At 64.9% G+C, this 22721-nt stretch carries 22 protein-coding genes and 2 tRNA genes; 16 read left to right on the top strand and 8 right to left on the bottom strand.

Annotated elements, in window-relative coordinates; all coding sequences use genetic code 11:
• The gene (locus OOZ63_RS25485) at window positions 1-528 is read right to left on the bottom strand and encodes an Lrp/AsnC family transcriptional regulator (protein WP_266008472.1); all 528 of its coding nucleotides are present in this window, start codon (window positions 526-528) and stop codon (window positions 1-3) included.
• A 109-nt stretch (window positions 529-637) separates the two neighbouring features.
• Here OOZ63_RS25485 and OOZ63_RS25480 point away from each other — a divergent pair, with 109 nt between their 5' ends.
• From OOZ63_RS25480 to OOZ63_RS25470, 3 genes are read left to right on the top strand one after another with little or no spacing between them, the layout of a single operon-like run.
• On the top strand, window positions 638-1531 hold the full coding sequence (locus OOZ63_RS25480) for an EamA family transporter (protein WP_266008471.1): 894 nt from the start codon (window positions 638-640) through the stop codon (window positions 1529-1531).
• Between the two features lie 43 nt (window positions 1532-1574).
• Window positions 1575-2357: a peroxide stress protein YaaA gene (yaaA, locus tag OOZ63_RS25475; protein ID WP_266008470.1), complete on the top strand. Its 783-nt coding sequence runs from the start codon at window positions 1575-1577 to the stop codon at window positions 2355-2357.
• Between the two features lie 17 nt (window positions 2358-2374).
• Window positions 2375-3220, top strand: coding sequence for a 2OG-Fe(II) oxygenase (locus OOZ63_RS25470; protein WP_266008469.1), 846 nt, complete (start codon window positions 2375-2377; stop codon window positions 3218-3220).
• Between the two features lie 3 nt (window positions 3221-3223).
• Here OOZ63_RS25470 and OOZ63_RS25465 read toward each other — a convergent pair whose 3' ends face one another.
• Entirely contained in the window at window positions 3224-3685 is a 462-nt protein-coding gene (locus OOZ63_RS25465; protein ID WP_266008467.1) for an Lrp/AsnC family transcriptional regulator, read from the bottom strand.
• 99 nt (window positions 3686-3784) lie between these two features.
• Between OOZ63_RS25465 and ilvB the strand changes: the two genes are divergently transcribed.
• Window positions 3785-5524 carry a biosynthetic-type acetolactate synthase large subunit gene (gene ilvB, locus OOZ63_RS25460; RefSeq protein WP_266008466.1) on the top strand — a complete coding sequence of 580 codons (1740 nt, stop codon included), beginning with the start codon at window positions 3785-3787 and terminating at the stop codon, window positions 5522-5524.
• A gap of 70 nt (window positions 5525-5594) precedes the next feature.
• Here ilvB and efp read toward each other — a convergent pair whose 3' ends face one another.
• Window positions 5595-6149 (bottom strand): elongation factor P, encoded by a 555-nt coding sequence (gene efp / locus OOZ63_RS25455; RefSeq protein ID WP_137942436.1) that lies wholly within the window; start codon window positions 6147-6149, stop codon window positions 5595-5597.
• A 116-nt stretch (window positions 6150-6265) separates the two neighbouring features.
• Window positions 6266-7321 (bottom strand): elongation factor P maturation arginine rhamnosyltransferase EarP, encoded by a 1056-nt coding sequence (gene earP, locus OOZ63_RS25450; RefSeq protein WP_266008465.1) that lies wholly within the window; start codon window positions 7319-7321, stop codon window positions 6266-6268.
• A gap of 32 nt (window positions 7322-7353) precedes the next feature.
• On the opposite strand from earP, the gene uvrC reads away from it, so the two are divergent.
• The 7 genes from uvrC to OOZ63_RS25415 all read left to right on the top strand — a co-directional run bounded on the left by uvrC (window position 7354) and on the right by OOZ63_RS25415 (window position 13311).
• The gene (gene uvrC, locus OOZ63_RS25445) at window positions 7354-9336 is read left to right on the top strand and encodes an excinuclease ABC subunit UvrC (protein WP_266008464.1); all 1983 of its coding nucleotides are present in this window, start codon (window positions 7354-7356) and stop codon (window positions 9334-9336) included.
• Window positions 9323-9871: a hypothetical protein gene (locus OOZ63_RS25440; RefSeq protein WP_266008463.1), complete on the top strand. Its 549-nt coding sequence runs from the start codon at window positions 9323-9325 to the stop codon at window positions 9869-9871. Before uvrC ends, OOZ63_RS25440 begins: the two co-directional genes overlap by 14 nt.
• A gap of 74 nt (window positions 9872-9945) precedes the next feature.
• On the top strand, window positions 9946-10512 hold the full coding sequence (gene pgsA, locus OOZ63_RS25435; protein WP_266008461.1) for a CDP-diacylglycerol--glycerol-3-phosphate 3-phosphatidyltransferase: 567 nt from the start codon (window positions 9946-9948) through the stop codon (window positions 10510-10512).
• Between the two features lie 223 nt (window positions 10513-10735).
• The gene (locus OOZ63_RS25430; protein ID WP_137942461.1) at window positions 10736-11008 is read left to right on the top strand and encodes an HU family DNA-binding protein; all 273 of its coding nucleotides are present in this window, start codon (window positions 10736-10738) and stop codon (window positions 11006-11008) included.
• Window positions 11009-11025: 17 nt separating this feature from the next.
• A tRNA-Val gene (locus OOZ63_RS25425) sits at window positions 11026-11101 on the top strand.
• Window positions 11102-11245: 144 nt separating this feature from the next.
• Window positions 11246-13159 (top strand): SurA N-terminal domain-containing protein, encoded by a 1914-nt coding sequence (locus tag OOZ63_RS25420; protein ID WP_266008460.1) that lies wholly within the window; start codon window positions 11246-11248, stop codon window positions 13157-13159.
• Between the two features lie 76 nt (window positions 13160-13235).
• Window positions 13236-13311, top strand: a tRNA-His gene (locus OOZ63_RS25415).
• A gap of 107 nt (window positions 13312-13418) precedes the next feature.
• On the opposite strand, the gene OOZ63_RS25410 is transcribed toward OOZ63_RS25415, so the two are convergent.
• Window positions 13419-13700, bottom strand: a complete 282-nt coding sequence (locus OOZ63_RS25410; protein WP_266008525.1) for an OST-HTH/LOTUS domain-containing protein — start codon at window positions 13698-13700, stop codon at window positions 13419-13421.
• Window positions 13701-13886: 186 nt separating this feature from the next.
• A complete protein-coding gene (locus OOZ63_RS25405) occupies window positions 13887-14264 on the bottom strand; it encodes a hypothetical protein (protein ID WP_266008459.1) in 378 nt (125 codons plus the stop codon).
• A gap of 145 nt (window positions 14265-14409) precedes the next feature.
• On the opposite strand from OOZ63_RS25405, the gene OOZ63_RS25400 reads away from it, so the two are divergent.
• Together OOZ63_RS25400 and OOZ63_RS25395 are read left to right on the top strand one after the other, a co-directional pair.
• Window positions 14410-15021 (top strand): DUF6088 family protein, encoded by a 612-nt coding sequence (locus tag OOZ63_RS25400; protein ID WP_266008458.1) that lies wholly within the window; start codon window positions 14410-14412, stop codon window positions 15019-15021.
• The gene (locus OOZ63_RS25395; RefSeq protein ID WP_266008457.1) at window positions 15014-15958 is read left to right on the top strand and encodes a nucleotidyl transferase AbiEii/AbiGii toxin family protein; all 945 of its coding nucleotides are present in this window, start codon (window positions 15014-15016) and stop codon (window positions 15956-15958) included. The genes OOZ63_RS25400 and OOZ63_RS25395 overlap by 8 nt, the downstream gene beginning before the upstream one ends.
• Window positions 15959-16024: 66 nt before the next feature.
• Here OOZ63_RS25395 and OOZ63_RS25390 read toward each other — a convergent pair whose 3' ends face one another.
• Both OOZ63_RS25390 and OOZ63_RS25385 read right to left on the bottom strand, forming a co-directional pair.
• Window positions 16025-16213: a hypothetical protein gene (locus OOZ63_RS25390; protein ID WP_266008456.1), complete on the bottom strand. Its 189-nt coding sequence runs from the start codon at window positions 16211-16213 to the stop codon at window positions 16025-16027.
• A gap of 171 nt (window positions 16214-16384) precedes the next feature.
• Window positions 16385-17323 carry an SOS response-associated peptidase family protein gene (locus OOZ63_RS25385; protein WP_266008455.1) on the bottom strand — a complete coding sequence of 313 codons (939 nt, stop codon included), beginning with the start codon at window positions 17321-17323 and terminating at the stop codon, window positions 16385-16387.
• 152 nt (window positions 17324-17475) lie between these two features.
• On the opposite strand from OOZ63_RS25385, the gene imuA reads away from it, so the two are divergent.
• The 3 genes from imuA to OOZ63_RS25370 form a co-directional block, all read left to right on the top strand.
• A complete protein-coding gene (gene imuA / locus OOZ63_RS25380; protein ID WP_266008454.1) occupies window positions 17476-18381 on the top strand; it encodes a translesion DNA synthesis-associated protein ImuA in 906 nt (301 codons plus the stop codon).
• A 19-nt stretch (window positions 18382-18400) separates the two neighbouring features.
• Window positions 18401-19669 (top strand): Y-family DNA polymerase, encoded by a 1269-nt coding sequence (locus OOZ63_RS25375; RefSeq protein WP_266008453.1) that lies wholly within the window; start codon window positions 18401-18403, stop codon window positions 19667-19669.
• Window positions 19670-19681: 12 nt separating this feature from the next.
• Window positions 19682-22721, top strand: a 3040-nt coding sequence (locus OOZ63_RS25370; protein WP_266008452.1) for an error-prone DNA polymerase, incomplete at its 3' end; no start/stop codon positions are given.

Below are 22721 nucleotides of genomic sequence, written 5' to 3'. Positions count from 1 at the left end.
TCAGGCCAGGGGATTGCGCCGGCGCCGCTTCGCGGTGGCCGGCGTTTTCTTGTCCTGTGCTGCTGCGCTGCCGGTCGGCGCCAGCAGCGGGGCAGGGCGCAGCGGTGCGTTCTCGCGCACGCTCTTCAAGATGATGGCGGTGGAGGTCTCGGCCAGCGCGCAGTAGCGCTGCAGCACCAGCTCCAAATGCGCGACATCGCGCACGGCGATCTCCAGGATCCAGCTGTCTTCGCCGGTCACATTGAAGGCGGTCAGCACTTCGGGGCTGGCCTCGACTGCCTTGCGCACCCGCGCCTCGTCGGCCCGTCCCACTCGTATCACCGCACGGATCGCATAGCCGAGGCGGGCACTGTCGACCACGGCGCGGTAGCCGCTGATCACGCCGACCTCTTCGAGCCTGCGCACCCGCTCGGTGACGGCCGGCTGGCTCAGGTGCACGCGCCGGCCCAGCTCGGCCATGCTCAGCCGGGCATCGGCTTGCAACTCGGCCAGGATGCGGCTGTCATGGTGGTCCAGCATGTAGTCCATGGATTTACAGGTTAAGTGCTTGAATGTCCTGCAAGTTTAAGGTCTTGGCCTCTTTGAAGCATCAGTTTCATCTTCAAGCCGGTGTGCCAGTTCCCTAGCATTGCCAGCCATGGACAACAGCAACACACTGAGCCGCAGCGGCGGTCTGAGCCCCCGAGTGATCGCCTGCCTGGCCGCCACCTGGCTGGTCTGGGGCTCGACCTATCTGGCCATCAAATACGCCTTGCTGAGCTTCCCGCCCTTCTTCCAGATGGGCACGCGCTTCCTGACCGCCGGTGTCTTGCTGGCCGCCTGGATGCGCTGGCGCGGTGCGCCATGGCCAGGCCCGCGCCAATGGCTCAATGCGCTGCTGGTGGGCAGCCTGATGCTGGGCGGCGGCATGGGCGGCACGGCGACGGCCGAGCAGACCGTCGGCTCGGGTCTGGTAGTGGCCTTCATCGCGGTGATGCCATTGATGATTGCGGCGCTGAACTTGCTGTGGCGGGTGCTGCCCAGCCGGCTGGAGCTCGCTGGTATTGTTGTGGGCCTGTTCGGCGTGCTGATGCTGACCCAGGGCCAGGGTTTCGGTGCCTCGCCGCAAGGCCTGGTCGCGATCACGACGGCCTGCGCCTGCTGGGCGCTCGGAAGCGTCCTGTCGCAGCGCGGCTTTGCGTTGGCGGCCGGGCCCATGGGTTTTGCCAGCGAGATGCTGGCCGGCGGCGCGGTGCTGATGCTGTTGAGCCTGCTCAGCGGCGAGACCCTGAGCTTGCCGCTGCGCAGCGAGGCGGTCTGGGCCTGGTTGTATCTGGTGGTGTTTGGCTCGCTGATTGCCTTCAACGCCTATATGGTGCTGCTGGCCGAGGCGCCGGCCAGCCTGGCGTCGAGCTATTCTTTCGTCAATCCGGTGATCGCGATGTTGCTTGGGGTGGTGATCGCCGGCGAGGCGGTCAGCGGCTATGAGTGGCTGGCGGCTCTTGTGGTGCTGGTCGGCGTCGTGCTGCTGCTGCGCGGGCGCAAGGCCTGACCCCCGTCCGCGCCACCGGCGCCGAAGCGGGCAAAATGGCGCCATGCTTTATCTGCTTTCGCCCGCCAAATCGCTGGACTACGACACCCCGGTACCTGAGCCCTTGCTCAAGCTCGCCACCGAGCCGCAGTTCCTGCCCCAGTCCAAGGCCTTGATCAAGGTCTTGAAGACCAAGACGGCGGCCGATATCGCCGCACTGATGGATCTGAGCCCGGCACTCTCCGAGCTCAATGTGAACCGTTACCACGCCTGGCAGCCACGCTTTACCGAGGCCAATAGCAAGCCGGCGGTGCTGGCCTTCAACGGCGATGTCTATGACGGCCTGGACGCCAAGAGCCTGGGTGTCGAGGACCTGCAATGGGCGCAGCAGCATCTGGCCATCCTGTCCGGGCTGTACGGCGTGCTGCGACCGCTGGACCGCATGCAGCCCTACCGCCTGGAGATGGGCACGCGGCTGGCCACCGAGCGCGGCGGCCATCTCTACGGCTTCTGGGGTGACACGCTGGCCGAGCACCTGAATGCGTGCGCAGCCCAGCAGCAGGTGCCGGTGATCGTCAATCTCGCGTCGCAGGAGTATTTCAAGGCGGCCGATCGCAAGGCCTTGCAGCCGCGCGTGATCGAGTGTCAGTTCGAGGACTGGAAGAACGGCCAATACAAGATCATCAGCTTCTTCGCCAAGCGGGCGCGCGGCCTGATGGCGCGCTATGCGATCACGCAGCGCATAGACACACCGGCGGGCCTGAAGGGTTTCAATCTCGACGGCTATGCCTATGAGGCCGAGCTGTCGACGCCCGAGCGCCTGCTGTTTCGCCGCCGGCTGGGCTGAGCGGGTCGGAGTCCACCATGAGTGCCCAGACCATCACCCCTGAGCTGCAGCGCTGGATCGTCGATCAGGCCAAGGCTGGGCTGACTGCCGAGCAGGTGCTTCAGGCCATGCTCAAGAGCGGCTGGGACGAGGCGGTCGCGGCCCAAGCGCTGGCGCAAAGCGTTGCCGGTTTCGTGCCGGGCCAAGGTCTGGTGCTGCCGGTGCCTAGCGCGGTGCCCGAGCCCGATCTGAGCGGCGCGCCACCGCTCTTGAATGCGGGCGACCGCGCGGTCGGGGTGCTGGTCAGCCTGCAACTGCCGCGCCTGCTGGTGTTCGGCGGGCTGCTGTCCGACGAGGAATGCGATCTGATGCGCGCGGCGGCGGCCAGCCGCCTGGCCCGCTCCGAGACGGTGGCGGCCTCGGCCGATGGCAGCGAGGTCAATGCGGCGCGCACCAGCGAGGGCATGTTCTTCGAGCGCGGCGAGAACGAGATCTGCCAGCGGGTCGAGGCCCGCATCGCCCGACTGCTGAACTGGCCGGTCGAGAACGGCGAGGGTCTGCAAGTGCTGCGCTACCGGCCCGGCGCCGAATACCTGCCGCACTACGACTACTTCGACCCGCGCCACACCAGCACCCCACCGATACTGCAGCGCGGCGGCCAACGGGTCGCCACGCTGGTGATGTATCTGAACACGCCCGAGCAGGGCGGCGCGACGATCTTTCCCGACATCGGCCTGGAGGTCGCGCCGATCAAGGGCAATGCGGTGTTCTTCAGCTATGACCGGCCGCACCCGATCACGCAAAGCCTGCACGGCGGCGCGCCGGTGCTGGCCGGCGAAAAGTGGGTGGCGACCAAATGGCTGCGCGAACGGCGCTTCGAGTGACTGCTAGCGATTGAGCGGCAGCTGGCTCTGCTTGAGCTGGCGCAGCACAAAGCTGCTCTTGCTGTGGCGGATGCCGGGAATCTTGTAGAGCCGCTCGCGCAGCAGGCGCTCGTAGTCGCGGGTGTCGGCCACCGCGATGCGCACGTAGTAGTCGTAGTCGCCTGAGACCAGAAAGGCCTCCAGCACCTCAGGGATCTGCTCCAGCGCGCGGCCGAACTCGAACAGCGCGGCGTCCGAGTGATCGTTCAGGGTCACCTGCACGATCACGGTGTCGGCCAGGCCGATCTTGGCGGCATTGACCCGCACCGAGTAGCCCTCGATGACGCCGGCTTCTTCCATGCGCTTGATGCGGGTCCAGCACGGCGAGCTGGTCAGGCCGACCTTGCCGGACAGCTCCTGCAGGCTGATGCGGGCGTCGCGTTGTAGCTCGGTCAGAATGCCTAGGTCGAATTTATCGAGTTTCATGCTGCCGGATTCTATTCATCAAGGAAATTTTCCTGAATTGAAGTCCAATGCAGGAAATTTCAGCAGCAATTTCTGGGCGAGCTTGGGCACAGTGAGGGCATGAATGCTGTTCTCCAAGACCTGCCCCACGCCCGCCCGCAAACTCTTCCATGTAATGGCGCCGAAGCCCTGATTGCGACCCTGCTGAGCCTGGGCGTCGATACCGTGTTCGGCTACCCCGGTGGCGCGGTGCTTCCCTTGTACGACGCGCTGTACGCCGAGCCAAGGCTGCGCCATGTGCTGGTGCGCCACGAGCAGGCCGCCGTCCATGCCGCCCAGGGCTATGCGCGCACGACCGGGCGGGTCGGCGTGGTCTTTGTGACCTCGGGTCCAGGCATGAGCAACACCACCACCGGCCTGCTCGACGCCTTGTGCGACTCGATCCCTGTGCTGTGCATCAGCGGTCAGGTTGCGACCACGGCCATCGGCACCGATGCCTTCCAGGAGTGCGATGCGTTAGGGATCTCGCGGCCGGTGACCAAGTGGAATGTGCAGGTGCGTGAGGCGGCTGCGCTCAGCGAGACCGTGGCGCTGGCGCATGCCAAGGCGGCCGGCGGGCGGCCGGGGCCGGTGCTGGTCGATGTGCCCAAGGATGTGCAGCTGGCGCCGGTGGCGGCGTGGCGGGCGCCGGTGTTGCCCAGGGCTGCGCCTGTCCTGCCGGCGGCCTCTGAAGTCCAGGCCGCGTTGGCATTGCTGGCGCAGGCGCGCCGGCCGGTCTTCTATGGCGGCGGCGGGCTGATCAATGCCGGCCCAGCGGCCTGCGCGGCCTTCACGCGCTTGGTGCGCGCCAGCGGCGCGCCCTGCACGCTGACCTTGATGGGGCTGGGCGCCTTCCCGGCCGACGACTTGCAGTGGCTGGGCATGCTGGGCATGCACGGTAGCCTGGAGGCCAATCTGGCGATGCACCATGCCGATCTGGTGGTCTGTGTCGGCGCGCGCTTTGACGACCGTGTGACCGGGCGACTCGATGCTTTCTGTCCGCATGCCAAGGTCATCCATCTGGACGTCGACCCGCGCTCGATCGGCAAGGTAGTCCAGGCTGATGTGGCCCTGCTGGGCGATTGCGGCGCGAGCTTGCGGGTGCTGGAGCAGGGCTGGCAGGGGAGCTGTGATCTGGGCGACTGGTGGGCGCGGATCGAGGGCTGGCGTGCCGAGCGCTCGCTGGCGTTCGAGGATCGCAGTGATTGCATCTTGCCGCAGACCCTGATGAGCCGGCTCGATGCGCAGCTGGCCGACCGCGATGCCATCGTTGCCACCGATGTGGGCCAGCACCAGATGTGGGCCGCGCAATACCTGCGCCAGCAGCGCCCCGGCCGCTGGCTCAGCTCAGGCGGCGCCGGCACCATGGGCTACGGCTTGCCGGCAGCGATCGGCGCGCAGATCGCGCATCCCGAGGCCCTGGTGGTCTGCGTCAGCGGCGATGCATCGATTCTGATGAACATCCAGGAGCTGTCGACCGCGACCCAGCACCGCACGCCGGTCAAGGTAGTGCTCAGCAACAATGGTCGCATGGGCATGGTGCGGCAGTGGCAGGAGCTGATCCACGGCAACCGGTTAAGCCACAGTTATACCGAGGCGCTGCCGGATTTTGTCCCGCTGGCCAAGGCCTTCGGCTGGCAAGCCCGACGGGTCGAGCAGCGCGAGTCCCTGGACGCGGCGCTTGCCGAGTGTCTGTCCAGCGAAGGGCCGTTTTTCCTGGATGTGGTGGTGGCGGCCGAGGAGAACTGCTTCCCGATGATTCCCGCCGGCGCGGGGCATCACGAGGTTTTGCTCGGCAAGAGTCGCCAGTACGGCGCCTGAAACAGCGCCTGAAATGCACAAGGGCACCCGAGGGTGCCCTTGTGATGGATTGGCTAGTCTGTTTGGCGGTTTAGACGCGCTTGCGGTACTCGTGCGTGCGAGTATCGATTTCGATCTTGTCGCCCTGGGCCACAAAGATCGGCACCGGGATTTCGAAGCCGGTGGAGATCTTGGCGGGCTTGAGCACCTTGCCCGAGGTGTCGCCCTTGACGGCCGGCTCGGTCCAGGTCACTTCGCGCACCAGGCTGGTCGGCAGTTCGACCGAGATGGCCTTGCCTTCGTAGAACACCACTTCCACAGGCATCGCGTCTTCCAGATAGGACAGCGCGTCACCCATGTTCTCGGCTTCCACCTCAAACTGGTTGTACTCGGCGTCCATGAAGGCGTACATCGGGTCGGCGAAGTAGGAGTAGGTGCACTCCTTCTTTTCCAGAATGATCTGGTCCATCTTGTCGTCGGCCTTGAACACGACTTCGGTGCCGGAGTTGTTCAGCAGGCTCTTGAGCTTCATGCGCACGGTGGCGGCATTGCGGCCACCGCGGCTGTATTCGGTCTTCAGCACGACCATCGGGTCCTTGCCGTGCATGATCACGTTGCCGGCGCGGATTTCTTGAGCGATCTTCATGAGTGTTCGGGTCCGTAGAGGGAGTCGTGGTTGGGGGCTGGCTTGCTCTCGGACAGGTGAAAGCAGGTGCCCAGCGCGCGCCCGAAAACTCCCATGGCGCGGCAAAGCCCGATATTTTAGCCTGAAACGCCGATGAAGCGAAGCAGCTGAGCGCTCAGATCGGCTTGTGCTGCCAAATGCGAACGCCAGCGCTGCGCATGGCGCTGCGCGGCCTCGGCCGGTGGCAGGCAGGCCGGCCAGACAGTCAAGGCGTTCCAGGCGCGCCACAGGCTTCGACTGGCGGCGGCCAGCTCCGCTGTCGCATCGGCCAGCCACAAGTCCATGAAGGCTTCGAGCTTCTGACCGTGGGCGCCGTCTTGCTGAGGATAGATCTGCCAGACAAACGGTTTGGCCGCCCACTGAGCGCGCACAAAGGAGTCCTCGCCGCGCACAAAGTTCAGATCGCAGGCCCAGAGCAGGTGATCGAACTCGGGTTGGCTCAAGTACGGCAATGCCCGCCAGCGCAGCGTCGGCGGCAGCGCCAGCCCGGCGATCTGGGTCTGGGCCGCACCCGGGCATACCAGCAGCAGGGTCGGTGTGTCGGCGAGCGACTGCAGTAGCGCCGGCAACGCCGGGTTGGGATAGGCGAACAGGCTGACCAGGCGCTCGCCCGGCTGCGGTGCGATGCCTTGGGCGGCCAGCCAGGAGGGGGCGTCGAAGCGCTGCTGGCGCTGCAGCAGCTCGGGCTCGCGCAGCAGGCCGCCGGTGCGTGGCGTGAAGCCGGGATAGAAAAAACGCTTGGCCAGGCCAGCGCCGGGGCCACTGAATTGCGGCGAGGCCAGGCCGTGGCTGCGCTCGACATAGGGCTCGGCGCTGAGGTACTCAAGATTGATCCATTGCGGCGCCATTGGCCGGGCCGCCATGCGCGCCACAAAGGCCGGCGGCAGCTCGCAGCCAAAGGTCTCGATGACGATATCGCCGACCGCCGCCGCATGGTCGGCATCGTCCCAGGCCAACACCTCGATACCTTGCGGCGCGCCGTCGGGCGCCATCCAGGCCAGCGCGCAGGCATCATCGAGCCACAGTCGCACGGTCTGGCCGCGCGCCGCAAGATCGCGGGCCAGCCGCCAGCTCACGCCGATATCGCCATAGTTGTCGACCACGCGACAGAACAGATCCCATTGCAATCTCATCGCCGGATTATCTGGCGGCACAATCGCGCCCCATGCAAGGCAGCAGCAACCCCTCCGATACCGATACCGCAGCGACACCCGAGCCGGCCGACGCCGAGCAAGCCTCGCGCGAGCTGCGCGCCCAGGTGCTGGCCGCAGTATTGGCCGAAGTCGCGGCCTTGCCGAGCCTGCCTGGCGTCTACCGCTATTTCGACGCTCAGGACCAGGTCCTGTATGTCGGCAAGGCCAAGAACCTGAAGAAGCGGGTCTCGAGTTACTTCCAGAAAGACCATGGCGGCACCCGCATCGGCATGATGGTCGCGCGCATCGCGCGGCTGCAGACGACGGTGGTGCGCACCGAGGCCGAGGCTTTGCTGCTGGAAAACAATCTGATCAAGACGTTGAACCCGAAGTTCAACATCCTGTTTCGCGACGACAAGAGCTATCCCTATCTGAAACTCAGCGGCCATGACTACCCGCGGGTCAGCTATTACCGCGGTGCAGTCGACAGGCGGCACCGCTATTTCGGGCCATTCCCGAGCGCCTGGGCGGTCAAAGAGTCGATACAGCTGATTCAGAAGGTGTTCCGGCTGCGCACCTGCGAGGACACGGTTTTCAACAACCGCAGCCGGCCCTGCCTGCTCTTCCAGATCCGACGCTGCTCGGGGCCTTGTGTGCCCGAGGGGCAGGGGGCGGAATATGGCCGGGATGTGCGCAACGCCGAGCGCTTTTTGCTGGGCGAGACGCAGGAGGTGATGGACGGGTTGCAGGCTCAGATGATGGCTTATGCCGACGCGCTGCAGTTCGAGCTGGCGGCCGAAGTGCGCAACCAGATCAGCGCGCTGTCCAAGGTCTTGCAGCAGCAGGCGATGGACGAGAACAGCGCCACCGGGCGTGACCGCGATGTCGACATCCTGGCCGTCAAGGTGCAGGGCGGGCGGGCCTGCGTCAACCTGGCGATGGTGCGGGGAGGGCGGCATCTGGGCGACCGAGCCTATTTCCCCAAGCATGTCGAGGACGCCACCGCGGTGGCGCTGGCCGATGATGACGAAGAGGGTCAGCCACCGCGCCGCTCCGCCGAGCAGCAGGTGCTGGAGGCCTTCATGGCCCAGCACTATCTGGACGCGCAAGTGCCCTCGCTGATCGTCGTCAGCGAGGACGTCGATGCTGCGCTGGCCGAAGCCCTGACCCTGCAGGCAGGCTACAAGGTGACGACCCAGGCTCAGCCGCGCGGCCAGCGCCGCATCTGGCAGGAGATGTGCGCCAAGGGCGCTGAGCTGGCGCTGGCACGTTTGCTGTCGCAGGAGGGCTCGCAGCAGGCGCGAACCCAGGCCCTGATCGAGGCGCTGGACCTGAGCGTGCAGGAGCTCGACAAGTTCCGTATCGAGTGCTTCGACATCAGTCACACCGCGGGCGAGGCAACGATGGCCTCCTGCGTCGTGTTCGAGGGCCACCAGATGCAGAGCGGCCAGTACCGGCGCTACAACATCGAAGGCATCACCGGCGGCGACGACTATGCGGCGATGCGGCAGGTGCTGACGCGGCGCTACAGCAAAATGGCCGAGGCCGCCCAGCTGGGCACAGGCCGGCTGCCGGACCTGGTACTGGTCGACGGTGGCAAGGGCCAGGTCTCCATGGCGCGCGAGGTGTTTGAGGAGTTGGGTCTGGATCTGGCGCTGATCGTCGGCGTCGAGAAGGGCGAAGGCCGCAAGGTCGGGCTGGAAGAACTGGTGTTCGCCGACGGTCGCGACAAGGTCTATCTGGGCCGCGACTCCGCGGCGCTGATGTTGGTGGCCCAGATTCGCGACGAGGCGCATCGCTTTGCTATCACCGGCATGCGCGCCAAGCGGGCGGCTGTGCGTACTGGCGGCTCGAAGCTGGAGGATGTCGCGGGAGTCGGGCCTAAAAAGCGCGCACAGCTGCTGCAGCGCTTCGGCGGCGTGCGCGGCGTGGCCGGCGCCAGCGTCGACGAGCTCTGTACGGTCAAGGGCGTCTCAAGAGAATTGGCTGAGGAAATCTATCGTGTTTTGCACTGAACAAGACGGTCGCTGGCAACGCGCCGCACGCGGGCTCGGCCTGGGAGCGCTGCTGGCGCTGGTCGGCTGCTCGGGCCCGCGCGCGCCGGCGCCACCGGCGGCATCAACGGCACAACCCAGCGGTTCGGCGCCGTCGACCCCTAGCCCCGAGCTGCCGAGCAAAGCGCCGGGCCAGCCCGTGCCCCTGGTGCTGGAGCCGCCCAAGCCCGTGCGTACCGCAGTGGAGTTGCGTTTGCAGGCGGCCTACCGGCTGATCGTCGCGAACCCGGACCGCGTCTATATGGGCGAGGTGCCCGAGCCCTTGTTGGCGATTCCCGTGCTGGAGGTCGAGCTGTTTTCCGATGGCCGCGTCAAGCACATCCATGTGCTGCGCAAGCCTGGTCAGGCGCTGGATACGGTGCAGCTAGCGATCGACGCGGTGCATCGTGCGGCACCGTTCGGCGATGTCTCGCGCATGCCCAAGCCCTGGAAGTTCAGCGAGACCTTTCTGTTCAACAACCAGCGCAAGTTCAAACCGCGCACGCTCGATCAATGAGCCAGGCTCGGCATTAATGAGACAAAGTCGGTGCCCGCCTCGGGTGCTGCACGGTAATTGGGCACAATGCCCGCATGTTCTTCACGCTGCCAACCCTATTCACCTGGGCCCGGATCCTCGCGATCCCGCTGATCGTCGGCGTTTACTACCTCGACTTGGCGCCGGCGCACCAGAATCTGTTTGCCACCGTGCTCTTCGTGGTGGTCGCCTTGACCGACTGGCTGGATGGCTATCTGGCCCGCAAGCTCAATCAGACCTCGGCCTTCGGCGCCTTCCTGGACCCGGTGGCCGACAAGATCCTGGTCTGTGCGGCCCTGCTGGTGCTGCTGGAACTGCAGCGAGTCAATGCCATGGTCGCTCTGGTCATCATCGGCCGCGAGATCACCATCTCGGCGCTGCGCGAGTGGATGGCACAGATCGGTGCTTCGCGCAGTGTGGCCGTGCACATGGTGGGCAAGCTCAAAACCACGGTGCAGATGGTGGCCATCCCTTTCCTTCTCTATGACGGTCGCCTGTTTGACTTGATCCCGACCCGGCTTTGGGGTACCTGGCTGATCTACGCCGCCGTCGTGCTGACCATCTGGTCCATGGTCTATTACTTGCAAAAAGCCCTGCCCGAGATCCGCGCCAAGGCCAAGTGAGCACGGCCTGGGCGGGCGCATAGGCGACCGCCCAGGCGCTCATTTGTATCGGGGCTTTTCCTGGCTCAGCAGCCCCGATGATTGCGTCTAGAATCCGCTTCCCCGCAGGTTCGCCGGCGCTGGCGTGCCAGGATGGACGCGGCAGGTTTCGGTGCCCTGGCGGCCCAGACAGGACGTCGCCTTCGTTGCCGCGTTTTTGCAAAACCTTTTGAGGGGATTCTTTGTGAACAAGTCCGAACTGATCGAGCACATCGCCAAGCAGGCAGACATCTCCAAGGCGGCGGCGGGGCGAGCGCTGGAGGCGTTGATTGGCGGTGTGAAGACGACGCTGAAGAAAAACGGCAGCGTTTCTCTGGTAGGCTTCGGTACTTTCAGTGTGACCAAGCGCGCTGCGCGCACGGGTCGCAATCCGCGCACCGGCGACACGATCAAGATCAAGTCGGCCAAGGTCCCGAAGTTCCGCCCCGGCAAGGCGCTCAAGGACGCGGTGAACTGAAGAATCCCGGATAAACCGGGTGCTTAGCTCAGTTGGTAGAGCGGCTCCCTTACACGGAGTAGGTCAGCGGTTCGAGCCCGTTAGCACCCACCAAGTCTTGCCCGCCCGAGGTGGCGCGCGCCGAGGCTAGAATCACATCTGATGCAAAGGCGAACCCAGGTTCGCCTTTGTCGTGTTTGAGCAGCGCCCGGTCGTGGCCATGCCGGCGCGCACCGCAATGCCTGTCTGAGGTCCTTGATGTTTGAATTCGTCCGTAAGCACAATCGCCTGTTCCAGTTCATCTTGCTGATCTTGATCGTGCCCGCCTTCGTGCTGGTCGGCCTAGAGGGTTACAGCAGCTTTATGGACGGCAGCAACGCCGGCGTGGCCAGTGTCAATGGTCGCAAGATCACGCAGGCCGAGTGGGACGCCACGCACCGCGAGCAGATGGAGCGAATGCGCGCCCAGATGCCCAATCTGGACGTCAAGCTGTTCGACTCGCCCGAGGCGCGCCAGCAGTCGCTGGACTCGCTGGTGCGTGAGCGCGTGATGCAGGCAGCCGCTCAGGGTCAGCATCTGGTGGTCAGCGACGAGCGCCTGCAGCAGCTGTTCCGCAGCGACCCGCAGTTCGCCTTCCTGCGCAACCCTGACGGCACCGTCAATAAGAACCTGCTGATCGCCCAGGGCATGAGTTCGGAGATGTTCGCCCAGCGCCTGCGTCAAGACCTGACCCTGCGCCAGGTGATGATGGGTGTGGGTGGCTCGGCGCTGGCCGGCAAGGCCAATGCGGCGGTGGCTTTCGATGCCCTGCTGCAGCAGCGCGAGCTGCAGCTACAGCGCATTGAGGCCAAGGACTTCCTGGCCCAGGTCAATCCCAGCGATGCCGAGATCGAGGCCTTCTACAAGGAGCCGGCCAACAACGCGCGCTTCCAACTGCCAGAGACCGCCAGCATCGAGTACCTGCTGCTGGATCTGCAGGCGCTGAAGTCCGATGTCACCGTCAGTGACGAGGATCTGCGCAAGTACTACGCCGAGAACCAGTCGCGCTACACCGTGGCTGAGGAGCGCCGCGCCAGCCATATTCTGATCAAGGCCGACAAAGATGCGCCAGCTGCCGAGCGAAGCAAGGCCAAGGCGCGCGCCGAGGAGCTGTTGGCCGAGGCACGCAAGAACCCGACCGGCTTCGCCGATCTGGCTCGCAAGAACTCGCAGGACGAAGGCTCGGCGCCCAATGGCGGCGATCTGGACTTCTTCGCTCGCGGTGCCATGGTCAAGCCCTTCGAAGATGCGGCCTATGCGCTCAAGCAGGGCGAGATCAGCAATGTGGTCGAGTCCGATTTCGGCTACCACGTGATCCAGCTGACCGGCTTGCGCGGCGGCGACAAGAAGAGCTTCGAGGCGGTGCGCGCTGAGATTGAAGACGAGGTGCGCCGCCAGCAGGCACAGAAGCAGTACACCGAAGTCGCCGAGCAGTTCAGCAATACCGTGTATGAGCAGTCCGACAGCCTGAAGCCGGCCGCCGACAAACTCAAGTTGAGCATCCAGACCGCCATCGTGCAGCGCACACCGGCGCCCGGCGCCAGCGGCCCGCTGGCCTCGGCCAAGCTGCTGGAGGCCGTATTCGGTAACGATGCGCTGCGCAACAAACGCAATACAGAAGCCGTAGAGACGGCACCCAACCAGCTGACGGCGGCCCGGGTGGTGCAGCACAACCCGGCCCGCCTGCCAGACTTGGCGGATGTGAAGCCGCAGGTGCGTGCCCAGCTGATGCAAAAGCGCGCCACCGAGCTGGCCATCAAGCAGGGCCAGGAGCGTCTGGCGGCGCTGCAGAAGTCTAGCGACGCCTCCGGTCTTGATGCGCCTGTGGTCGTTTCCCGTGCCAAGCCGGCCAACCTGTCGCAGAAGGTACTGAACGAGGTGTTGCGCGCTGATGCTAGCAAGCTGCCGGCGTATGTCGGTGTCGACAGCGGCGAGGGCGCCTATGTGCTGGTGCGCATCAACAAGCTGCTGCCGCGCGACCCGGCCGTGATCGACGAGCAGCGCGCCAGCCAGCAGTACGCGCAGGCCTGGACGGCGGCCGAGTCCGAGGCCTACTACAAGGCGCTGAAGACCCATTACAAGACCAAGGTGACGGCACCTGCCGCTACTGCCGCATCGGCGCCCGCTCCTTGATTGAATAAATTTTGGCGGTTTGGGAGGAAAACTCTTCTCAGTCCGCTGAAGTCTGCCTATAATCATAGGCTCAGCGGTGGTTGTAGCTCAGTTGGTAGAGTCCAGGATTGTGATTCCTGTTGTCGTGGGTTCGAGTCCCATCAGCCACCCCAAGAAATGCTAGTAAAAACAAGGACCTTCGGGTCCTTGTTTCGTTTCAGGGGCACGCCAGGGGCGATTCTGATCCTCCCCAGCGTCGGCCGGCAGTCCGGGCGTGCAGCTACCGTCCAGCTTTCTGAGCCTTGTTTCGCTCTTGGTACCAGACCTTCTTCGGACCGTCTTCGTCCCTGTAACGTAGATCGAAGCGGCGCGATTCATGGATCACCTGACGCCAGGTGCGGCAGCCATACTTCTCCGGCGTCTGATCTGGGTGCTGGGCGCTGATCCAATCCGCAGCGGCATCGACTGAAGCCCAGCCATCGACGGCAAGCGCAAGAGCTGCTTCGCGCAGGGCGCTGACGCAGCCTGCCGCCCCCCCAGTCCACGATCCCGTCCGGCGCATTTCCGTTAACCACCAGGTCGTGATAGGCGGACCATTGCATGAACGATGCTGCAAGCTGGCGTGCCTGTTCCATGTGCTCGGCCCAAGACCTGAGTTGCTCGTAGTGCTCGTCGATCCGGGCGTAGCAGGTCAGCAGATATTCACGCGCAGCTGCGCAACCGTCGGCCCGCCAGAGGTCGTACTGCTCTATGAAATGGTGGACCAGCCATTGCGCAGGTCCACCAGCTCCTTGAGGCTGTCACGTGTTCGGGCGTGGTCGTCTACCGTCATCTGGATGTTCAACCGGAATCCGAAAGAGATGACGTCAGTCGTTGTGTCGTCACCCAGGATCTCGCGCTGAGAGCCTTCCGTCACGACATTGTCATCCAAGAACCTTCCGATCAATGTCCCCAGCGTTTTGGTTGCAGCATCCTGAATGCAGGCATCCCGAAGCCCTTCCAGAGAGTGCATCGGGCCTGCAAGCTCGTGATTCGCCACGAGCGCTTTCAGGAGGCGCTCGTACTGTTGCAGACGCAGTAAACAACGCCCCAACAGGCGATGAACCTCGCGCTGCAGATCTGGCATCTCGTCTGGATGCGGTGGGATATCTGGTGATGAATTGTTTGGCATCGATGCTGCCAAGCGTATAGGAGAGCTGCTTGACAAAAGTGCCCTGGCACAGGTTGACTCTGGCTGCTAAAATGCATGAAACGTCAATGAAATTCCAGTCATGTCCGCCTTGGTCTTACCTTCTGCCCCCTCGTTGCGAGGCGCTGCCGCGCATCTCGCCGATGAGTTGCAGGCCGGGCGTGTCTACCGGCGCGAAGATCTCGCACGTCTGTCCACAGCTGTGGATCGGCATCTGCGTGAACTGGTCGCCACCGGAAAGCTCAAGAAGCTCGCTCAGGGCCTGTACTACGCACCCAAACAGTCGAGCTTTGGCCCGCTGCCGCCTGCCGACGAGCAGGTCGTGGGCGGGTTTTTGCGAGACAAGGACTTCCTGGTCTTCTCTCCCTCTGCCTATAACGCCGTGGGCCTGGGCACAACCCAGCTCTACAACCGCACCGTGGTCTACAACCACAAGCGCCATGGCGTTTTCAAGCTTGGCAACCGGCAGTTCGATTTTCGGGTGAAGCCGCGCTTCCCCAAGAAGCTGACCCTCGAGTTCCTCTACGTGGACCTGCTGAACAACCTGGATGAGTTGGCAGAGGATCGCGATGCGGTGTTGCGCCAGGCGCGCAGCAAGCTGCCTTCGTTCGCGCCAGCCCAGTTGCAACGTGCCGCTGATCGTTTTGGCAACCTGGCCACGCGGAAGCGCCTGAGAGAGTGGTCGGGTGGCTGATTTTCTGCACGATCGGCGGGACTTCGATCGACTGCTCGCAGTCATCGCGGACGAGCGGGGGCTCGATCCCATGCTGGTCGAAAAGGACTACTGGATCATGCATTGCCTTTGGGGCTTGCAGGCCCAGGGCTTTCAGTTCGAGCTGAAGGGCGGCACATCGCTGTCGAAAGGGTTCGGGGTCATTCATCGTTTTTCCGAGGATATCGATATCCGTATCGAACCTCCCCATGGCATGGATGTGAAGGTCGGCCGCAACCAAGACAAGCCGGCTCATGTTCAGTCACGGCGCGCCTACTACGACGAGCTGGCCGTGCGTATCTCTATTCCGGGCATCGACCGCGTGGAGCGCGACACGCAGTTTGATGACGACAAGATGCGAAGTGCAGGCATTCGACTGATCTACACGCCTCGCGCCCCCGCGCTTAGCGGAGTCAAGGACGGGATCTTGCTGGAACTGGGGTTTGATGACACAGCGCCGAATCGTTCGGTCACGATCTCATCTTGGGCGTTGGATACGGCGATGGTTCGAGGCGTGAAGGTCATCGACAACCGGGCGACGGCCGTACCGTGCTACGCGCCAACACACACCTTCGTGGAAAAACTCCAGACCATCTCCACCAAGTACCGTCGGCTGGCGGATGCTCAGTCCTTCCCTGCCAACTTCTTGCGCCACTACTACGACGTGTACTGCCTGTTGGCGCTGAAAGAGGTGCAGGATTTCATGCGCGAGCCTGCCTACCAGGAGCGCAAAGCGCAGCGGTTTCGCACCGGAGATGAGCGGGTCATTGCACAGAATCCGGCGTTCATCCTCGCGGACCCCGCTGAGCGCCAGCGGTTCGCTCAGGAGTACCGCAAGACCGCTGCTCTGTACTATCAGGGACAGCCGGACTTCGATGACTTGCTGACCCGGATTGGTCAGTACATCGATGTGATGTGACCTGAGTGCAGCAGCGCCGGGCCGGTTCCTGCCTGCCAGCTGCACCGCGGATGCGTGTCGTGGTGGTTATTGATCATTGGCGGTGGCGGTCTCTTGCTTGAGGCGTTGTTGTTCAATGAGAGCATTCACCGCATCATGCAGTTTGTCGGCCGAACCACCGTAGCCGACAAACTCTTCCAGTAGCACACCAAACTCATCGCGGGCGTCAGCTTGAGCTGCACGCGACAGTTTAAAGGCACCTTGAGCAGGCGCCATGTGAGCCGTGCTGACGTGATGTTGGCGGCGGTGTAAGTCTGACTCTATTCGGCGGCGAGGGGTCGTTTTCGGCGGGCGTGGCCAGGTTAGATGTTTGGAAGTTGCCGGCTGTGGGCGACGGCTTCTGGCCGCTGTGGATAGCTATCCCTAACGGCCAGTGGAAGACTCGTATCAAGCGGCCAACCGATGCTCGTAGAACGGCCGCTCCCGGTCATCCAGCACCGCCTGCAGCTCATCGAGCTTGCTCGGATCCGGGTTCAGCCACAGGTCCAGATGCTCTGGCTTGATCGGAATGATGCAGCGGTCATGCCCTGCTGCTGCCACCTCGGGCGGCGGTTCATCGGTCACCAGCGCAAAGCTGTCGAGCTCTTCCTTGCCATCGGTCCAGTGCGCCCACAGCACCGCCGCCAGCATCTCCTGATGGGTGTCGGGCACGAACTTCAGGATCAGCTTGTCGGTGCTGCCGTCCGGCTTCACCTGCTCGACGTGCTCATAGAAGGCACTGACCACGATCACGCCGTGGCTGTAGCCGAAGGTCTTCTTCCAGTAGCCGCCCAGGCTGTCTCTGCGCGCGTTGTAGGTGCCCGGATATTTCTGATCGAAGAAGGCCGGCACACCGGCTGGGCGGCACTGATAGCGCATCGGCTTGAGCACGCGCACCCCGTTCTCGACCACCATCACCGGCGCATAGTCGCCGGGGAAGATCCGCCCGTCCCGCTCCTCTGAATCGACCCGCCTGAGGTCGCTGAGCTGACCCAGCAGCCAGGGAATCTTGCTGCTCGCAATCCGCTGGTCCTCCCGCGCCCCATTGGTCGCTTTGACGGCCAGCTTGCGTTCGGCATCGGCCAAGCGCTTCTTCTGCTTGAACAGCTCCAGCTCCAGGCGTGCCGCCTCGACCTCATGCCACTGCTCAATCAGCGCATGGATCTCCCGCTCCTCGGGCGTCTGCGGATCGGCGAACTGCACCTCCATGGCCTTGGGGATCTTGATGTTGCGCGTGCCCTGATTGCGGTCCCAGAACAGCCGCACATAGTCCTTGAGGCTGATCTCCACGCCGAACTGCCGGATGTAGCGCCGGTGTTCTTGTCTGACCTGAGCGGAGTAGCACATGCAGGATCCTTGGCAAACAAGCGTCCATCCTAGAGCTCGCCGTCATTTGGGCAAAGCATCACACAAGACCGCTGGGCCTTTGCGATCTACGCTGGACTTCGCGTCCGGGCTCATATACTGTATGTCCATACAGTTAATTTCTGCCAAATCCCATGTCATCCCATTCGCTCTGGGAGGACGCGCCGCCCATGTCGTGCGCGCCGCCCAGTCTGCCACCGCCGATCCAGAACACCGCGCCGTTGCCGGCGCGCTGCCTGCCTGCGGACGTGGCCGAGTCGGTGTGGCGGGGCCATGAGCTGGGGCAGGGCGTCAGCAAGGTGCTCAGCACCGGCTTTGCCGCGCTGGATGCCGAGCTGCCGGGCGGTGGCTGGCCCTGTGGCGGCCTGACCGAGGTCCTGCAGGCCCAGCCCTCGCTGCTGGAGTGGCGGCTGATTGGTCCCTGTCTGAGGTCCGTGGTGGCCGGCGGTGCCGCCGTGGTCGTGATCGGCCCGCCCAAGCGCCCGCACCTGCCGGGCTTGCGGCATCTGGGCATCGAGGAGTCCGACCTCGTCTGGATCCAGGCGCAGGCACCGTCTGAGCGCCTGTGGTGCACAGAGCAGCTGATCAAGGGCAATGCCGCTGGCGCCATCCTGACCTGGCTGCCCCAGGCCCGGCCGGAGCAACTGCGGCGGCTGCAGGTGCTGGCCCAGTCCTGCGATGGCCCGGTCTTCGTGTGCCGGCCCATCGTGGCCCAGCATGACCCATCGCCCGCGCCACTTCGCCTGCAGGCCTCCCCGGACCTCGACTGGCGCTTGAAGGTCCGCATCATCAAGCGCAAAGGCCCGGCCCATGACGGAACACTGATGCTCCCCTCCATCCCCGGTGGGCTGGTCCATGTCCTCACCCCACGGGTGATGCAGCCCAGTCAACTCATCCCCTCCAAGGAGGCGCCTCAACATGCTGTGGGTAGCCCTGATCCTCGACCCTACCTCTCTGACAACGTCCCCGCCAGCCTCGCAGCCAGCCCTCTTGCCCACGGCGACGTCAGCATCCCGGACCACGCCGAACGCGCCGTCTGAGGCGCTTGGCGGCGCTGCGGTGCCTGCTCGCAACGATGCGCTCGCCGGTCTTGCGGTCTGGTGCCTGCAGTTCACACCTCGCGTGGCGGTGATGGAAGACTGCGCCATCGTCATGGAGGTCGAAGCCAGCTTGCGCCTGTTCAAAGGCATGAAGGCCCTGAAGGAGCGGATCGGCGACGAGGCCCCGGACCTGGGCGTGATCTCGATCTCCTGGGCACCGACGGCTATGGCGGCGCTGGCGATGGCACGCGCCGGTGTGCCCGGTCTGGGCGAACGACTGCTGCAGCCGGTGCTGGACAGCTTGCCCCTGGTCTGCCTGACGGCCGCCGCCGTGCATCACGAGACCTTGTCCCGGGCCGGCATCAATACCCTGGGCCAGCTGCGTGCCTTGCCGCGTGGCGGCATCAGCCGGCGCTTTGATGCGGCGCTGCTGGCCGCGCTGGACCAGGCCTATGGCCTGCGTCCTGACGCGCACCGCTGGTGCGTGCTGCCTGAGCAGTTCAGCGCGCGAATGGAGCTGGCCTGCCGCGAGGACCATGCGCCGGCCTTGCTGATGAGTGCCCGGCCCTTGCTGATGCAGATGTGCGGCTGGCTCTCGGCTCGGCATGCGGGAGCGACCGGCTTCACACTGCATTGGGTGCACGACTCGATGCGGGCCAAAGATGCCGGCGAGGGTGGCTCGCTGACCATCCGTACGGCCGAGCCGATCCGCGACCTGGAGCACTTCGTGCGCCTGCTGGCCGAACACCTGGCCAAGACCCAGCTGCTGGCGCCGGTCGGCGAGCTGCGCCTGGAGGTGCTGGATGTGCAGGCCCTACAGGAAGAGACCGCGTCGCTGCTGCCCGAGACGGTGCGCGGGGGTGAGTCGCTGTATCTGGTGCTGGAACGCATTGCGGCACGCATCGGCCCGGACAAGGTGCTACAGCCCACGCTGGGTGACGACCACCGGCCCGAGTGGATGACGCGCTGGCAGGCGGCCAGCAAACGGCGCCTGCGCAAGCCGCAGGCTCTGGCCGAGCTGCCCGAACCGACATTTCTCCTGGAGGAGCCGCTCAAGCTCGCCGTGCGCGACCACCGGCCTCATTACCAGGGTCCGCTGATCATGCTGGTCGGCCCCGACAGCGTCGAAGGCGGCTGGTGGGACCGGGTGCCCGATGAGGCCGTCACCCGCAATGTGGTGCGCGACTACTGGGTCTGTGCCAACGAGACTGCTGGCGTGCTCAGCGTGTTTCAGCAGCGGCTCGATGATGGCGAGGTTGCCTGGTATCTGCACGGAGTGTTCGCGTGACGCGGGCGCACCATGGCCAGCCTTCCCCAATACGCCGAGCTGCGTTGCGTCAGCAACTTCAGCTTCCTCAAGGGCGCCAGCTGGCCCCATGAGCTGATCGAGCGCGCCAAGCAGCTCGGTTACTCGGCTATTGCCGTCACCGACGAATGCAGCCTGGCCGGCATGGTGCGCGCCCATGTGGCCGCCAAGGAACATGGCATCAAGCTGCTGGTGGGCAGTCAGTTCGAGGTGCAGTGCGAGTTCCCGTTCACGCTGGTCGTGCTGGCGGGCAACTTCAAGGGCTATGGCAACCTGAGCCACCTGATCTCGCGCCTGCGTCGCCGCTCGCCCAAGGGCAGCTACCACTTCGCGCTGGACGATCTGGGGCCCGAGGATCTGGACGACTGTGTCGTGATGGCCTGCCCGCAGCGCCATGCCACGCCCGAGCAGTTGCTGGCCATGGCGCGCTGGCTGCTGCGCTACTTCATCGGGCGTTGCTGGATCGGCGTGGATCAGTTGCGGCGCAGCGATGACGAGATCCGGCTGCTGCGGCTGCGAGAGGTCAGCGCGCTGACCGCCATCCCGCTGGTGGCCTCCGGCGATGTCTATATGCATGTGCGCAGCCGCAAGCCGCTGCAGGATGTGTTGACCGCCACCCGGCTGGGCCAACCGTTGACGGCTTGCGGGCGCGCGCTAGAGCGCAATGCCGAGCGGCATCTGAGAACCCGGGGGCGGCTGGCGCGGACGTTTCCAGCGGACCTGCTGGCCGAGACCTTGAAGGTCGCCGAGCGCTGCGAGATGAGCCTGGATGAGCTGCGCTACCAGTACCCCTCCGAAGTGGTGCCGGTCGGAGAGACGCCAGCCTCCTATCTGCGGCGGCTGACCTACGAGGGGGCAGGCCGGCGCTGGCCTGCAGGCATCCCGGCCTCGGTATCCGATCAGATCGAGCATGAGCTGGCCCTGATCGGTGAGCTGCAGTACGAGCACTACTTTCTGACGGTGGCCGACATCGTGCAGTTCGCGCGCTCGCGCCACATCCTCTGCCAGGGCCGCGGCAGCGCGGCCAACTCGGTGGTCTGCTACTGCACCGGCGTGACCGAGGTCGACCCGGCCCGCATGAGCGTGCTGTTCGAGCGCTTCATCAGCCGCGAGCGCAACGAGCCGCCGGACATCGACATCGACTTCGAGCACGAACGACGCGAGGAGGTGATCCAGTACCTCTACAGCAAGTACGGCCGCGACCGCGCCGCGCTGACGGCCGTCGTCATCTCCTACCGCTCCAAGAGCGCGCTGCGCGATGTGGGCAAGGCGCTGGGCTTCGAGCTGGAGGCGCTCGATGCGCTGTGCGGCAGTCTGCAGTGGTGGGATGGCTCGGACATCGAGGTGGAGCGGCTACGTGAATCCGGCCTGGATCCCGCCGACCTGGCGGTGCGGCAGTTGGTGGATCTGAGTCAGCAGCTGATGGGTTTTCCGCGTCACTTGTCGCAGCACCCGGGCGGCTTTGTGCTGACGAACGGGCCGCTCACGCGCATGGTGCCGGTCACCAATGCGCGCATGGACAACCGCACGGTGATCGAGTGGGACAAGGACGATATCGATGCGCTGGGCCTGCTCAAGGTCGACGTGCTGGGCCTGGGCATGCTCACCGCGATCCGCAAGACATTGAACTTCGTGAGCCAGCAGTGCGGCTATGACTTCGGCCTGGCGGACATCCCGGCCGAGGACCCCAGGACCTACGAGATGATTTCTCGCTCGGACACGGTGGGGGTGTTCCAGATCGAGAGCCGGGCGCAGCGCTCGATGCTGCCGCGCATGAAGCCCCGGTGCTTTTACGACCTCGTCATCGAGGTCGCCATCGTGCGGCCCGGGCCCATCCAGGGCGATATGGTCCACCCCTATCTGCGGCGCCGCCAGGGGCTCGAGCCTGTGGTCTATCCAAGCCAGGAGCTGCGTGAGGCGCTGGGGCGCACCTTGGGTGTGCCGCTGTTTCAGGAGCAGGTGATGCAGGTGGCGATGGTGGCGGCCGGCTACAGCGGCGGCGAGGCGGATCGGCTGCGGCGCGACATGGCGGCTTGGAAGCGCAAGGGCGGGCTGCAGAAGCACTACAGCAAGATCGTCGACGGCATGACCTCGCGGGGCTATGAGAAGACCTTCGCTGAAGCGATCTTCAACCAGATCAAGGGCTTCTCGGAGTATGGGTTTCCGGAATCGCATGCGGCGAGCTTTGCGCTGCTGGTCTATGCGAGCTGCTGGATCAAGTGCCACCGCCCCACCGAGTTCCTGGCCGGCATGCTCAATGCGCAGCCGCTGGGGTTCTACTCGCCGAGCCAGCTGGTGCAGGATGCCAAGCGCCATGGCGTGACGGTGCTGCCGCCGGACGTGATGGCCAGCGACTCGGATTGCACGCTGGAGGACCACGAGGGCAAGACGGTCGTGCGGCTGGGGCTGCGCCTGGTCAAGGGCCTGCCGGCCGAGGCTGCCAACGCCATCATGCGCGCCAGAGCCGAGCAGGTGTTCGACAACGCCGAGGATCTGGCGCGCCGGGCCGGATTGAACCAGCAGCAGATGACGCAGTTGGCTTCGGGCGATGCGCTGGCCAGCCTGAGCGGGCATCGCCGGCAGCAGGTCTGGGATGCGGCCGCGCAGCGCTCGACGCCACCGCTGCTGCGCAATGCGCCGGTGCAGGAGGACTACCTGGAGCTGCCGCCGGCGCCCGAGGGCGAGGAGATCATTTTTGACTACGCCTCGCTGGGGCTGACCTTGCGCCGGCATCCACTGGCGCTACTCAGAGACAAGCTCAAGGCGCTGGGCTGGATGTCGTCGTCAGAGCTGCACGACCTGCCCAACGGCAGACCCGTGAAGGGCTGCGGCATCGTCACGGTCAAGCAGCGGCCCGAGACGGCCAAGGGGACGATGTTCATCTCGCTGGAAGACGAGGACGGGGACATCCAGGTCATCGTGCGCCGGGAGATCTGGGAGCGCCAGCGTGTCGTGGCGCTCAATGCCAAGCTGCTCGCGGTGAAGGGGACCTGGCAGCGTGAGGGGGAGGTGCGCAATATCGTGGCGGGCTACC

It is taken from the genome of Paucibacter sp. PLA-PC-4 (assembly GCF_026241155.1).
Classification (GTDB): Bacteria; Pseudomonadota; Gammaproteobacteria; order Burkholderiales; family Burkholderiaceae_C; genus Roseateles_E.
This window is presented reverse-complemented; position numbering and strand designations above follow the sequence as displayed.

Coding starts and splice junctions, on each gene's coding strand:
- OOZ63_RS25485 (WP_266008472.1), bottom strand. CDS start 528: ATGGACTACATGCTGGACCACCATGACAGCCGCATCCTGGCCGAGTTG.
- OOZ63_RS25480 (WP_266008471.1), top strand. CDS start 638: ATGGACAACAGCAACACACTGAGCCGCAGCGGCGGTCTGAGCCCCCGA.
- yaaA (WP_266008470.1), top strand. CDS start 1,575: ATGCTTTATCTGCTTTCGCCCGCCAAATCGCTGGACTACGACACCCCG.
- OOZ63_RS25470 (WP_266008469.1), top strand. CDS start 2,375: ATGAGTGCCCAGACCATCACCCCTGAGCTGCAGCGCTGGATCGTCGAT.
- OOZ63_RS25465 (WP_266008467.1), bottom strand. CDS start 3,685: ATGAAACTCGATAAATTCGACCTAGGCATTCTGACCGAGCTACAACGC.
- ilvB (WP_266008466.1), top strand. CDS start 3,785: ATGAATGCTGTTCTCCAAGACCTGCCCCACGCCCGCCCGCAAACTCTT.
- efp (WP_137942436.1), bottom strand. CDS start 6,149: ATGAAGATCGCTCAAGAAATCCGCGCCGGCAACGTGATCATGCACGGC.
- earP (WP_266008465.1), bottom strand. CDS start 7,321: ATGAGATTGCAATGGGATCTGTTCTGTCGCGTGGTCGACAACTATGGC.
- uvrC (WP_266008464.1), top strand. CDS start 7,354: ATGCAAGGCAGCAGCAACCCCTCCGATACCGATACCGCAGCGACACCC.
- pgsA (WP_266008461.1), top strand. CDS start 9,946: ATGTTCTTCACGCTGCCAACCCTATTCACCTGGGCCCGGATCCTCGCG.
- OOZ63_RS25420 (WP_266008460.1), top strand. CDS start 11,246: ATGTTTGAATTCGTCCGTAAGCACAATCGCCTGTTCCAGTTCATCTTG.
- OOZ63_RS25410 (WP_266008525.1), bottom strand. CDS start 13,700: ATGCGCCGGACGGGATCGTGGACTGGGGGGGCGGCAGGCTGCGTCAGC.
- OOZ63_RS25405 (WP_266008459.1), bottom strand. CDS start 14,264: ATGCCAGATCTGCAGCGCGAGGTTCATCGCCTGTTGGGGCGTTGTTTA.
- OOZ63_RS25400 (WP_266008458.1), top strand. CDS start 14,410: ATGTCCGCCTTGGTCTTACCTTCTGCCCCCTCGTTGCGAGGCGCTGCC.
- OOZ63_RS25390 (WP_266008456.1), bottom strand. CDS start 16,213: ATGGCGCCTGCTCAAGGTGCCTTTAAACTGTCGCGTGCAGCTCAAGCT.
- OOZ63_RS25385 (WP_266008455.1), bottom strand. CDS start 17,323: ATGTGCTACTCCGCTCAGGTCAGACAAGAACACCGGCGCTACATCCGG.
- imuA (WP_266008454.1), top strand. CDS start 17,476: ATGTCATCCCATTCGCTCTGGGAGGACGCGCCGCCCATGTCGTGCGCG.